The organism is Streptomyces scabiei 87.22 (assembly GCF_000091305.1).
GTDB lineage: Bacteria > Actinomycetota > Actinomycetes > Streptomycetales > Streptomycetaceae > Streptomyces > Streptomyces scabiei.
Genome location: NC_013929.1, coordinates 4449420 through 4462554, shown reverse-complemented (window position 1 = coordinate 4462554; position 13135 = coordinate 4449420). Strand labels below are relative to the sequence as shown.

General features: G+C 73.8%; 10 protein-coding genes. 5 read left to right on the top strand and 5 right to left on the bottom strand.

The window, feature by feature from the left end:
• Positions 1–35: 35 nt before the first annotated feature.
• Positions 36–1916 (bottom strand): phosphatidylglycerol lysyltransferase domain-containing protein, encoded by a 1881-nt coding sequence (locus SCAB_RS18885; protein ID WP_231885071.1) that lies wholly within the window; start codon positions 1914–1916, stop codon positions 36–38.
• Positions 1917–2084: 168 nt separating this feature from the next.
• On the opposite strand from SCAB_RS18885, the gene SCAB_RS18880 reads away from it, so the two are divergent.
• Both SCAB_RS18880 and SCAB_RS18875 read left to right on the top strand, forming a co-directional pair.
• Positions 2085–3212: an alpha/beta hydrolase gene (locus tag SCAB_RS18880; RefSeq protein ID WP_013001672.1), complete on the top strand. Its 1128-nt coding sequence runs from the start codon at positions 2085–2087 to the stop codon at positions 3210–3212.
• A gap of 259 nt (positions 3213–3471) precedes the next feature.
• Positions 3472–5556: a coiled-coil domain-containing protein gene (locus SCAB_RS18875; protein WP_231885068.1), complete on the top strand. Its 2085-nt coding sequence runs from the start codon at positions 3472–3474 to the stop codon at positions 5554–5556.
• 126 nt (positions 5557–5682) lie between these two features.
• On the opposite strand, the gene SCAB_RS18870 is transcribed toward SCAB_RS18875, so the two are convergent.
• Positions 5683–7119 carry a PH domain-containing protein gene (locus tag SCAB_RS18870; protein ID WP_013001670.1) on the bottom strand — a complete coding sequence of 479 codons (1437 nt, stop codon included), beginning with the start codon at positions 7117–7119 and terminating at the stop codon, positions 5683–5685.
• Positions 7116–7622 carry a PH domain-containing protein gene (locus SCAB_RS18865; RefSeq protein WP_013001669.1) on the bottom strand — a complete coding sequence of 169 codons (507 nt, stop codon included), beginning with the start codon at positions 7620–7622 and terminating at the stop codon, positions 7116–7118. The genes SCAB_RS18870 and SCAB_RS18865 overlap by 4 nt, the downstream gene beginning before the upstream one ends.
• Positions 7623–7653: 31 nt before the next feature.
• Here SCAB_RS18865 and SCAB_RS18860 point away from each other — a divergent pair, with 31 nt between their 5' ends.
• Complete coding sequence (locus tag SCAB_RS18860) at positions 7654–8814, top strand: NADH-quinone oxidoreductase subunit D (protein ID WP_041669368.1); 1161 nt, start codon at positions 7654–7656, stop codon at positions 8812–8814.
• A gap of 19 nt (positions 8815–8833) precedes the next feature.
• Here the strand turns inward: SCAB_RS18860 and SCAB_RS18855 are convergent, their stop codons facing one another.
• Entirely contained in the window at positions 8834–9874 is a 1041-nt protein-coding gene (locus SCAB_RS18855; RefSeq protein ID WP_041669367.1) for an SAM-dependent methyltransferase, read from the bottom strand.
• Positions 9875–9992: 118 nt separating this feature from the next.
• Here SCAB_RS18855 and SCAB_RS18850 point away from each other — a divergent pair, with 118 nt between their 5' ends.
• Positions 9993–11195 carry a sensor histidine kinase gene (locus SCAB_RS18850; protein WP_013001666.1) on the top strand — a complete coding sequence of 401 codons (1203 nt, stop codon included), beginning with the start codon at positions 9993–9995 and terminating at the stop codon, positions 11193–11195.
• Positions 11196–11240: 45 nt separating this feature from the next.
• Positions 11241–11912, top strand: a complete 672-nt coding sequence (locus SCAB_RS18845; protein ID WP_013001665.1) for a response regulator transcription factor — start codon at positions 11241–11243, stop codon at positions 11910–11912.
• Between the two features lie 28 nt (positions 11913–11940).
• Here the strand turns inward: SCAB_RS18845 and SCAB_RS18840 are convergent, their stop codons facing one another.
• Positions 11941–13089 (bottom strand): threonine aldolase family protein, encoded by a 1149-nt coding sequence (locus SCAB_RS18840; protein WP_013001664.1) that lies wholly within the window; start codon positions 13087–13089, stop codon positions 11941–11943.
• Between the last annotated feature and the right edge of the window lie 46 nt (positions 13090–13135).

Below are 13135 nucleotides of genomic sequence, written 5' to 3'. Positions count from 1 at the left end.
GGTTTCCTCGTGCGTCCGGGTCCGCCGGCACGGCCCTAGGCCGCCCGTACGTTCTGTTCGCCCACGCCGTGCTCCGCCACCGTGTGGGCGCACGGCCGGTGGGTCTTCGCGCGCAGGCGCAGGAAGCGGGGGAGGGCGAGCTGGACGAAGCCCTCGGCCTGCATCGCGGCGAGGCCGATGCGGGGCAGGTCGCGCGAGGCGGCGTAGACGACGAAGCGCGGCTCCCAGCGGGGGCGGAACTTCGCGTTGAACTTGTACAGGGACTCGATCTGGAACCAGCGGGACAGGAAGACCAGCAGTCCGCGCCACGCGCGCAGCACCGGGCCCGCGCCGATCTTCTCGCCGCGCGCCAGGGCCGAGCGGAACATCGCGAAGTTCAGGGACACCCGCTCGACGCCGAGGCGGGGGGCCGCCTCCAGGGCCGCGACGATGAGGAGCTCGTTCATACCGGGATCCGCCGAGCGGTCGCGGCGCATCAGGTCCAGGGAAGCGCCGTCGGGGCCCCAGGGCACGAAGTGGAGCACGGCCTTCAGGTCGCCGTACGCCCCGGGGGTCTCGTCGGCCCGGTGGGCGGTGGCGATGAGGCAGTCCCCGTCGGCCGGGTCGCCGACGCGGCCGAGTGCCATGGAGAAGCCCCGCTCGGTGTCGGTACCGCGCCAGTCCTCGGCGGCGCGCCGGATCCGCTCCAGCTCGGCCTCGCCGAGGTCACGGACGCGCCGGACCCGGGTCTCGTAACCGAGCCGCTCGATGCGCTTCACCATTTGACGCACGTTGCGCATCGCGCGTCCGGCCAGGGAGAAATCCGCGACGTCCACCACCGCCTCGTCGCCCAGTTCGAGGGCGTCGAGACCGGTCTCGCGGGTCCACACCTCGGCGCCCGTCTCCGAGCAGCCCATGACGGCGGGGGTCCAGGAGTGGGCCTTGGCCTCGTCCATGAACCGTTCGATCGCGCCGGGCCATGCCTCGACGTCGCCGATCGGGTCGCCGCTGGCCAGCATCACGCCGGAGACCACGCGGTAGGTGACCGCCGCCTTGCCGCTGGGGGAGAAGACGACCGCCTTGTCGCGGCGGAGCGCGAAGTGGCCGAGCGAGTCGCGGCCGCCGTGCCGGTCCAGCAGGGCGCGCAGCCGGGCCTCGTCGTCGGCGGTGAGGCGGGCCGCCGGGTGCTCGGGGCGGAAGGCCAGGTAGACGGTGGTGATCGCGGTCAGCAGGCCGAGGGCGCCGAGCGAGAAGGCCACCGTCCAGGAGGTGTTGCCGAGGTAGCCGACCGGGCCCTCGAAGCCGAACAGGCCGTAGATGACGTGTTCCAGCCGGTCGGCGAGGCTCGGGTCGCCGACCATGCGGTGCGGGTGGGCGCTGACGACGAGCAGGCCGAGGAGGATCGAACCCGCGCCCATCAGCACGAAGTTGGCCAGGGCCCGCCAGCGGCTGGTCGGGTCGGGCAGGGCGCGGAACTCCTCGCGGTGGCGCAGGAGCGGGACGAGCAGCGCGACCGAGACGAGGACACCGACGAGCGAGTGACGGTAGGTGAACTGGGCGATCGCCCCGGCTGGCAGCAGGACCACGGCCGCGCGCCAGGCCCGCCTCTTGCGCCGGCGCAGGCCGTGGGCGAGCAGGAGCAGCAGGACGCCCACGCTCAGGGAGAGGGCCGCCGCGAACGGGCCGAGGGCGCCGGGAAGCACCTCGGCCAGGGCGTGCATCCGGCTGTAGCGGAAGCGCGGGAACACCCCCGCGGCGATGTCCACCAGCCCGACCAGCGTGCAGGCCCTGGCGACCAGGGCGGGCACGGCCTCGGGGCGCGGCCCGCGCAGCGCGCCGCGCACGGCGCCGTATCCGCGCCCGGCGGCGCTCACCGGGAGGTGGTCCGGACGAACCGGAACCTCGCCCGACTTTTCCCCATCTGTCCTGACAGACATCGCATCCCATTGTTCCGCGAGTGAGCTTGGATCCGGCGCCTTTCCGGCATCCGGCGACATTGCGCCCTCTAGGACGGTGCCGTGGCGAGCGAGGTTCACTCTCCAACGGAAAGCTGAACCCAAGGAAAGCCAAAGGTAAGGAAAGAAAGGTCGGCAGGGGACAACCCGATGGGTCTTACGAGCAACAACGTGCTGTTCCTGGCGGTTCTGTCCGCCGTGCTGCTGTTCGTCGGCACGGTGTGGCTGTGGCCCGGACTGGCCCGCCGCGGCTGGCGCGCGGTCGGCGGCCGGGTCGCCGCGCTGCTGGCCACGCAGATCGCCCTCTTCGCCTGTGTCGGCCTCGTCGCGAACCAGGCGTTCGGGTTCTACGCCAGCTGGGCCGACCTCCTCGGCCGGGAGACCGGCCAGGGGGTGGTCGTCGACCACGACGGCGCCGGCACCGGCGGCGGTCCGTTGCGGGTCGTCGGCACCCGGCCGGTGGACGTGACCGGGGGCGAGCGCCCCCAGGTCGGCGGCCAGATCCAGAAGGTCGAGATCGCCGGCCGTACGACCCGGATCGCCACCCCCGCCTACGTGTATCTGCCGCCGGAGTACTTCCAGGCCCGGTACCGCACCCGGACCTTTCCGGCCGTCGTGGTCCTCACCGGCTACCCCGGCACCGCCGAGGCGCTCGTCAAGGGCCTCCACTATCCGCGGACGGCCCACGGGCTGGCCCGCGAGGGCGCCGCCCAGCCGATGATCCTGGTCATGCTGCGGCCGACCGTGGCACCGCCGCGCGACACCGAGTGCGTGGACGTCCCCGGAGGCCCGCCGGCCGAGTCGTTCTTCGCCCGGGACCTGCCGGACGCCGTGGGACACCACTACAGGGTCGGCAGGAAGCCCGGCAGCTGGGGGATCGTCGGCGACTCCACCGGCGGCTACTGTGCGCTGAAACTGGCCATGCACCACCCCCGGGTGTACGCCGCCGGGGCGGGCCTCTCGCCGTACTACGCGGCCCCGCACGACCCGACGACCGGTGATCTCTTCCACGGCGACAAGACGCTGCGGAACGAGGCGGATCTCTTCTGGTATCTCCGGCACAGGCCGGCGCCGGACACCTCTCTGCTGGTCACCAGCAGCAAACAGGGAGAGACCGACTTCAGGACCACGTCGGAGTTCATCGAGTTGGCGGAGAAGAAGCGGCCGACACGGATCTCGTCGATCATCCTCGACAGCGGCGGACACAACTTCAACACGTGGCGGCGGGAGATCCCGGCGACTCTGCAGTGGATGAGCGGGCGGCTGAGCGACCGGTGAGGGGCGTGCGGGCCGGGGCGCGCAGGGGGCGGCGGGAGCGCCGGCAATTCGACGGAATTCACCGGCCGGAGGGGAGCGTCAGATGTGGCCAAGACGTATGCGGATTCAATGAGGTTGATCCAACAGAGGAGTTGCCGGTGGACGCATTGGTGCACCGGCGGTGAGGGAGCTTGTGAGGGCTTGTGAGAGGTGAGAGGGACGGCTGAGTTTTTACGGCCCGGGCCACCATCATTCGCCTACGCGCGGTAAGTTTCTGGCCATGCCACGTGGACGTCACCGCCATTCACCTCCTCTGCACAGGCTGCTGCCCCCCACGGCTATCGCCGGCGTCTCGCTCGTCTGCGCCCTCGGGCCCTGGGTGTTCTCCGAGCCGTCCGTGCTCCGGGTCACCGCCGCCATCGCGGCGGCGACCGCGGCCGTGGGCGCGGCGGTGATGCGCCGCTGGGACGTCGAGGCGGGCAAACGCGTCGCCGACCTCACGCGCGCGCGGGCGAGTGACGAGTGGCGTCACGAGGAGCGGATCGCCGAGCTGGAGACCGACCTCGACGAGTCGCGTGAGCTGCGGACCAAGCTGGAGCACAAGCTCCGGGCCAAGCGCACCGAACTCGCGGGCCTGCGCAACGAACACGCCGCGCTGCTGCGCCGCTACGCCACCGCCGAGACCGAGCGGGCCAGCGCCCTGGAGGGCCGCCGCCTGCTGGAGATCGAGGCGACGGCCCCGGAGGAGGCGCGGGAGCTGCCGGCGGCCGGTGCGGGTGAGGACGCGGGCGGGAGCGACAAGGACAAGGCGCGCCCGGCGGCCGAGGCATCGCCGGTGCCGCCGCAGGGCGTTCCGGCGGCGGGGGCGCCGTGGGCCTCGTGGGAGACGGCCTCCAAGGCCGCCGCGAAGGCTGCGGAAGCGGTGGAAGCGGTGGAGGCGGCCAAGACCGCGAAGGCCGCGAAGTCGGGTGCGTCGGAGGACGCGTCCGAGGACGCGCCGGACGACGGGGCTGTGGCTGCCCCGGCCGGGGCGGGTGCGGGCGGTCCGGCGGCCGACGGGGACGCGACGGACGGCGCCAACGAGGCCGCCGGTGCCGAACCGGCCGACGAGGAGGCGCTGATCGCCGCCGGGACGGACGAGGCGGACTCCGGGGCCGGGGAAGGGCCCCTCGAAGGCACCGGGGAGAAGTCGGCGGGTGCCCCGGTGTTCTCGCCGTCCGGGTCCGGGCTCTTCCTGCGCGCCAACTCGGCGCTGGACCGCATCATCACCCAGCGGGGCTCGGCCGAGGACCGGGAAGAGGGCGCCGAGACCACCGGCGAGGCCGGGACCACCGGCGAGGCCGGGACCACCGGCGAGGCCGGGACCACCGGCGACGCCGAGACCGAGGCCGAGACCAGGATCGAGTCCGTGTCCGAGGGCGACGAGCGGCCCGAGGCCGAGGTCGGGACCGCGGACATGACCGGGCCCGAGGCGACCACGGAGCCCGAGTCCGAGGCCCCCACGGAGCCCGAGGCCGTCGCCGAGCCCGAGCCGGTGTCCGAGGCCACCCTTGAGCCCGAGTCCCGGGCCGCCCAGGTCCCGAACGAGGCGGCAGCGCCCGCCGACGCGGAGGCCGAAGGCGCCCCTGCCGCAGGGGAGAACGCCGCCGAGCCCGAGCAGGAGGCAGGGCCCGAGCCCGAGCAGGAGCCCGAGCCCGCCGGCACCACGAAGGCCGGCGCCGACGCGCCCGTGCCGGGCGGGACGGTCGGCGAAGCGCCCGCCGAGGACCGGGCGCCGAAGGGCGGTGCGCCCAAGGGGCCCTGGCCCGAGGGCGATCCGGACGGGCCGACCGGCGGAGGGACCCGGCAGGGACGTTCCGCCGGGCCGGCACAGGACACCGCCGCGGTGCTCACGGCGGAGGAGGACGACGCGACGGGGAAGTCCGTGGCGGTCCGCGGACACGAACGCGCGGCCGCCGACCCCGTACCCGCGGTCACCGCTCCGGCCCCCTCGACGGGGGCGGGGGAGCTGACACGGGTGGAGCCGTCGGGGCGGGCGCTGCCCGCGCTCCCGCCGGCCGGTCACTTCACGGTGCCCACCGCTGTGGCCGTCGTGCCGGCCACGCCGCAGCGGCGGGCCGCCGTCGAGGGCGGGTTCGACTTCTTCGGTACGCAGAAGGGCGCGGACGCACTGGAGGCCGTGCAGAACGAGGACCTCGCCGACGTGGTCGGCCAGGAGGCCCTCGCGCTCCACAAGGCCGAGTCCGAGGCCCGGTTCAAGCCGGCCGACGAGGCGTCCCGCGGTGTCGGCCAGGTCATCGACCTCACGGCCCACGACGAGACGGAGCAGATCGACCTGAAGGGCCTGCGCACCGCGGCCTCCTAGCGACCAGCGACCAGCGACGAAGGACCCGCGACGAAGGACCAGCGACCGCGTCGCGGCACTGGTCCCCGTGGGGCGCCCGGCATCAGCCGCCGGGCGCCCCACGTGTCGTCCGCCTCCGTCCCGGACTCACGCCATCCAGCGGTCCGGCAGGGCCTCCCGCCGCCCCGTGCGGGATCGTTCCGCCTGGGCCCGCAGCAGCTCAGCCGCCTCGCCCGCGTCCCGCAGCCGCGCGGTCACGGTCTTGGAGGCGCCGGTGTCGACATGGACGTCGGCGAGCCCGTGGTACCGCTGCCAGGGCCCCTGCGCCAGCCGCACGCTCTGCACCTTCGCGTGCGGGACGAGGTCGAGCCGGCGCCGCAGCAGCCCGTGCCGCGCGGCGAACACCGCGTCGCCGACGGCGAGTCCGTACCCCCGCCACCAGAACGGCACGCACCACCGGGCCCGGTCCGGCGGGCGGACGAGCGCCACCGAGTCCGGCACGCTCACCCCGGGCAGCACGTGCGCGATCACCGCCTCGGCCACCTCGCGCGGCGCGACCGGCACGAGCACGGAGTTCGAGGAGCCGGCCACGTCCAGCTCGACCCGGACCCATCCGCGGCGCCGCCACAGCAGCGGCTCGACGACACGGACGGTCTGCACGCGGCCGGGCGGCACCGTCTCGTGGGCCCGGTCGAGCAGCCCGTGGTCGATGCGGAGCCCGTCGGGGGAGTCGCCGACCGTCCAGTCGTACTCCCCGACGAACCGCCCCACGCTGCTCGCCCCGGCGGCGCCGAGCAGCGGCAGCGCGGTCGCGAGGACGGTCCACACGCTCTCCGTGGCGAACCACAGCACGGACGGCACGACGACCGCGGCCACCAGGGTCCCCCAGGTGGCGCCGGTCAGGACGAGGGACATGGCCAGCACGCCCGCCGGGACCCTGAGCAGCTGCCGCACGGGAGCCTCGCCGACCTCGTGCGCGGTCTCCGGCGCGAAACCGGCGGCCCGGGCGAGGAGTTCGGCCCGCAGCGCGCCCGCGTGCGCCTCGCCGAGGTAGGCCAGCTCGTCCTTCTTGTCGGTGCCCACGACGTCCAGCTTGAGCTTGGCGACCCCCGCGATCCGGGCCAGCAGCGGTCGGGTGACGTCGATGGCCTGAATGCGTTCGAGGCGGATGTGGGCGGTGCGGCGGAACAACAGGCCGGTACGGATGCGCAGTTCGCTGTCCGTCACCGCGAAGTGGGTGAACCACCAGGTCAGGAACCCGTACAGGGCGGCGGCCGGGATGAACACGCCGAGCGCGATCAGCAGGGTCGTGGTGTCGAGCCGCATCAGATTGCGCTGCGCCCCGTCCGGATCGTGCACGGCCCAGCCGATCAGCACCGCCACGGGCGCCCAGGCCCGCCGCAGGGGCGTCACCGGATGCAGCCGGTGCTCGACGACCGCCGGCGCCCCGTCCACGCCACCGCCGCTCAGCTCCATGGCCTCCCCGCCGTCCGCCGTGCCCGCCGCCCCACCGGCGTCCTCCGCCCCGTCCTCCGGCCGGTCGCCACGGGGCGTCTCGTGCGCGTCCCGCGCCGGCACCGTCACAGCCCCGCCGATCGGGCCTCGCCCAGCTGGGTCAGATGATCGCGCAGGCGTTCGGCCTCGGCCGGTTCGAGGCCCGGTATACGGGCGTCCGAGGCGGCCGCGGCCGTGTGCAACTGGACGCTCGCCAGGCCGAAGTGCCGTTCCACCGGCCCCGAGGTCACCTCGACCAGCTGCATCCGCCCGTACGGCACCACGGTCTCCTCCCGCCAGAGCACTCCCCGGCTGATCAGCAGGTCGTCGGCGCGTTCGGCGTACCGCCAGGACCGCCAGTTGCGGCCGATCATCGGCCAGCCCCACAGCAGCGCGCCCAGCGGCAGCAGCGCGCACGCCGCCCAGGGCGGGCCCGCCAGCCGGCCCGGCAGCACGGCCGCGGCGATCGTGAGCGGTACCAGCCACACCACCAGCAACAGCCGCCTCATCCGCAGCAGCCCGCGCGGCAGTCCCGTCCAGACCGGTTCGCCGTCCGCGCGACCGGCGCCGTTCTCCAAGGTCCCCGTCTCCATTCCGTCAGCGTACGTACGACAGACTGTGTCCATGACTCCCCCGACGGAGACCCGAGAGACGACGGTCGGTATCGGCGGTGCCGCCGAGAGCACGGACATGGTGCTCAACATCGGCCCGCAGCATCCGTCCACCCACGGTGTGCTGCGGCTGCGGCTCGTCCTCGACGGCGAGCGCATCCAGCACGCCGAGCCGGTCATCGGCTACATGCACCGGGGCGCGGAGAAGCTGTTCGAGGCGCGCGACTACCGCCAGATCATCATGCTCGCCAACCGCCACGACTGGCTCTCCGCCTTCTCCAACGAGCTCGGCGTCGTCCTCGGTGTCGAACGCATGCTCGGCATGGAGGTGCCCGAGCGCGCGGTCTGGACGCGTACGCTCCTCGCCGAGCTGAACCGGGTCCTGAACCACCTGATGTTCCTCGGTTCCTACCCGCTGGAGCTGGGCGGCATCACTCCGGTCTTCTACGCGTTCCGGGAGCGCGAGGAGCTGCAGAACGTCATGGAGGAGATCTCCGGCGGGCGCATGCACTACATGTTCAACCGCGTCGGGGGCCTCAAGGAGGACCTCCCGGCCGGCTGGACGGCACGCGCGCGTACGGCGGTCGCGGACGTCCGCTCCCGGATGGGCGTCTTTGACGACCTGGTCCTCGGCAACGAGATCTTCCGGGGCCGTACCCGTGACGTGGGCGTCCTCTCCCCGCAGGCCGTGCACGCGTACGGCGTCAGCGGCCCGATCGCCCGCGCCTCCGGCGTCGACCTCGACCTGCGGCGCGACGAGCCGTACCTGGCGTACGGCGAACTCCAGGACGTCCTGAAGGTCGTCACGCGGGAGGAGGGCGACTGCCTCGCCCGCTTCGAGTGCCTGCTGGAGCAGACCCACAACGCCCTCGCCCTCGCCGACGCCTGCCTCGACCGGATCGCCGACCTGCCGCCCGGCCCGATCAACCAGCGGCTGCCGAAGGTCCTCAAGGCGCCCGAGGGCCACACCTACGCCTGGACCGAGAACCCGCTCGGCATCAACGGCTACTACCTCGTCAGCAAGGGCGAGAAGACCCCGTACCGCCTCAAGCTCCGCTCCGCCTCGTACAACAACATCCAGGCCCTCACCGAACTGCTGCCGGGCACCCTGGTGGCCGACATGGTGGCGATCCTGGGCTCGCTGTTCTTCGTGGTCGGGGACATCGACAAGTAGGGCCGGTGATCCGGGGCCGCTACGGGGTGCCGCCGGGGAACGGGTCCGGGATCCCGGCCGGCTGCACCAGCCAGCCGAAGTCGCCCAGCCCGCCCCGCGCGGTCAGTTCGGCGGCCTCGCCCGCGCCCGCGAGGGCCCGTACGTACGCCGCCGGGTCGGAGGTCGCGAGGGCGAGCGGCGGACGGCCCGCGGTGACCCCCAGGGCCCGCAGCGCCTCCCGCTGGGTGAGCAGACGGGCCCCCGGCAGCGCGCACGCGTCCAGCGCCACGTGCGCGGTGAGGTCGCACGACCCGTCCGGGACCGGCGCGGTCTCCCTCCCCTCCCGGAACCCGGTGAGCGTCCCGAAGGGCGGCCTGGCGTCCGCCAGGTGGCCGTAGTCGACCGCGACGGCGAGCCCCCGCGCCACGCCCGCCACGGCGGCGGCCCACGCCCGGTCCCTCGGCAGCCCGACCTCGGCCCGCAGCCCTTCCCCGGGCCCCGGCGGCCACCACCTGTCCAGCCACCGGGCCGCCTCCCCGGCCACGGGCTCCCCGAGCCGCTCGCTCCCGTCCTCCCGTACGAGCACCAGCCGGGCCGTACCGGCCGCGTCCACCTCGACGACGTCCACGGGCACGTTGTCCAGCCACTCGTTGGCGAACAGCAGCCCGGTGACCCCCGTCGGCGGTTCCGCGTGCCACTCGATGCGGTGATCGAGACCGTCCGGCCTCCCGGCCAGTTCGACGGCGTACGCGCGCGTACGGGACGACACCGGCGCTGGCAGGGCCGCCAGCACCCCGCTGACCAGCTCCCCCCGCCCGGCCCCCAGGTCCACGAACGCCAGCTCGCCGGGATGCCCCAGCGCCTCGTCCACCCGGCACAGCAGCCGTGCCACGGCGGCGGCGAAGAGCGGGGAGGCGTGCACGGAGGTCCGGAAGTGCCCGGCGGGCCCCTCCGGCCGCCGGTAGAAGCCGGCGGGCCCGTACAGGGCCTCCTCGGCCGCGTCGCGCCAACGACGCCAGGTTTTCGGCCCTTCCGGGGCGGCGGGCGGTGACGTGTGCGGTGGCGCGGGACGATCCCTCATCACGTCAGGCTATGCGGAACGGCTAACACGGCCTCCACCTTGGGGAGTACGTGCCCCGGTCACGGATCGGCCCTCCGGTTGACCCCGGCACACCGACCCCTTCCCTACGCTGGGTCACGTGCAGCGCCTCTATGACTTCCTCCGCCGGCACCCGACATGGGTCGACGGCTTCTGGGCCGTCGTCCTGCTCGGGACGAGCCTGGTGAGCGGGCCGATCGACTCGGTCTACGCGAACGACATCAACGAGCCCGCGTTCGTGGTGATCTCGCTCGCGCTCTGCCTGTCGATCGCCCTGCGGCGCCGCATGCCCGAGAAGATGCTGGTGCTGGCCGCCGCGGCGGGCATCGCCCAGCTGATCGTCGGAGTACCGAGGATCCCCGCCGACTTCGCGATGCTCGTGGTCATCTACACGGTCGCGGCGGACGGCGCCCGCTGGGCCTCCTGGTTCGCCCTCGGCGGCGGCCTCTGCGCGGCCTCGCTGGCGCAGCTGCGCTGGACCGAGCAGCAGACCAGCACGCTGGGCAACGCGGTGCTCGCCGTGGTCCTGACCGTGCCGTTCGCGCTGGCCTGGGTGCTCGGCGACTCCCTGCGCACCCGCCGCGCGTACTTCGCGCAGCTGGAGGAGCGCGCCGCCCGGCTGGAGAAGGAACGCGAGGCCCAGGCCAAGGTCGCGGTCGCCGCCGAGCGCGCCCGGATCGCCCGGGAACTGCACGACGTGGTCGCGCACAACGTCTCCGTCATGGTCGTCCAGGCCGACGGCGCCGCGTACGTCCTCGACGCCGCCCCCGACCAGGCGAAGAAGGCGCTGGAGACCATCTCCTCCACCGGCCGTCAGGCCCTCGCCGAGATGCGCCGCCTGCTCGGCGTGCTGCGCACCGGCGAGCACAAGGAGGTCGGCGAGTACGTCCCGCAGCCCGACGTGGAGCAGATCGACGACCTCGTCGAGCAGTGCCGGGTGGCCGGCCTGCCCGTCGACTTCAAGATCGAGGGCACCCCGCGCCCACTGCCCAGCGGGGTGGAGCTGACGGCGTACCGCATCGTCCAGGAGGCCCTCACCAACACCCGCAAGCACGGGGGCCCGAACACCGGCGCGAGCGTCCGGCTGGTCTACTTCGACGACGGGCTCGGCCTGCTGGTCGAGGACGACGGCAAGGGCGCGCCCCACGAGCTGTACGAGGAGGGCGGCGCCGACGGGCAGGGGCACGGCCTCATCGGGATGCGGGAGCGCGTCGGTATGGTCGGCGGCACGCTGGACGCGGGGCCCAGGCCCGGCGGCGGCTTCCGGATCAGCGCCCTGCTGCCCCTGAAGCCCGCACACTGACACCCGCTCCTTCAGACCCCTCGCGAAGACACGGAAGAGGACCCGATGGCGATCCGCGTGATGCTCGTCGACGACCAGGTGCTGCTGCGCACCGGTTTCCGGATGGTGCTGGCGGCCCAGCCGGACATGGAGGTCGTGGCGGAGGCGGGTGACGGCGTCGAGGCCCTGCAGACGGTCCGGACGACCGAGGTGGACGTGGTCCTGATGGACGTCCGGATGCCGAAGCTGGACGGCGTCGAGGCCACCCGCCGCATCTGCGCCGAGCAGGACCCGCCGAAGGTGCTCATCCTGACCACCTTCGACCTCGACGAGTACGCCTTCTCCGGGCTGAAGGCGGGCGCGTCCGGCTTCATGCTCAAGGACGTGCCGCCCGGCGAGCTGCTGGCCGCGATCCGCGCCGTGCACAGCGGCGACGCGGTCGTGGCCCCCTCCACCACCCGGCGGCTGCTCGACCGCTTCGCCCCGATGCTGCCGAGCACCGGCTCGGAACCCCGGCACAAGGAGCTGGAGCGGCTCACCGAACGCGAGCGCGAGGTCATGATCCTCGTCGCCCAGGGCCTGTCCAACGGCGAGATCGCCGCCCGTCTCGTCCTCTCCGAGGCCACGGTCAAGACCCACGTCGGCCGCATCCTCACCAAGCTGGGCCTGCGCGACCGCGTCCAGGTGGTTGTCCTCGCCTACGAGACGGGACTGGTCCGGGCGGGCGGACAGGGCTGACCGGCGCCCGGGGCCTGCCGGACGGGCCCTACTCGCCGGCGACCTTGCCCACCAGCGTCACGAAGTCCGCGACGGCCCCGTGCACGTCCGCCGCCGTCCACTCCAGGGCGGCGGCCCGCACCTCGATCTCCGTGACCGCCAGCCCCGGCCCGCCCCGGTCCCAGGGGCGGGCGAAGAGCAGCGCGCCGGTCTGTTCGCCCTGACGCACCGACGCCTCCGCGACGACGTCGACCTCGTACGGCAGCCAGACCTGGAACTCGTGGGTGTGCGGCTCCTCGGGGTGCACCCGGGCCCAGGGCACCCCCGCCGCCGCGAACCCCTCGCGCAGCGCGGCGGCGACCACGCGCGCGTGGCGCACGTACTCCGGCAGCCGGGGCAGCTCCCGCTCCAGGCCGACGAGGGCCGACAAAGCGGTGGGGAACTGCTGGAAGATCTGGCCCCCGTACCGGTGCCGCCAGGACTTCGCCTCGTCGACCAGCGTCCTGGGACCGGCGACCGCGGCACCGCCGTAGGCGCCCAGCGACTTGTAGTACGACACGTAGACGCTGTCGGCGAGGGCCGCGATCTCGTCGACCGGGCGGCCGAAATGCGTCGTGGACTCCCACAGGCGGGCCCCGTCGAAGTGGACCACCGCCTCCCGCGCGCGTGCCGCCTCGGTGACCTCCTCCAGCTCCTCCCAGGAGGGGAGCGCGAAACCGGCCTCCCTGAGCGGCAGTTCGAGCATCAGCGCCCCGAACGGCTCGTCCAGACCGCTCACCTCCTCGGCGGTCGGCTGCCGCGGCTCGCTCGTCAGCCGGACCGGGCGCAGGCCGCTGACCTGGCTGAAGGCATGGCGCTCGTACATCTCGGGGTGCGAGAGGGCGTGCAGGGCGACCGCCGGGTTCCCGGTGCGGGCCGCCCAGCAGCGCAGCGCCACCTGCTGGGCCATCGTGCCGGTCGGGAAGAACGCGGCGGCCTCCATGCCGAGCAGTGCGGCGGTCCGCTCCTCCAAAATCTCGACGACCCCGTTGCCGTACATGTCGGCGGTCCGGTCCAGGTCGTACACCTCCGCGGCCGAGTCCAGCAGCGCCAGCCGCTCCCGGACCGTCGCCAGCGCACTCGCCCGTGCCAGCACCCGCCCGGCCGCCCGATGGGCGGCCTGCCGCCGCTCGTACCGTTGCCTCACCGCATCGCTCATCCTGGGATCATCCCCCCGGCCCGCCCCGCCCGGCACCCGGATTTCG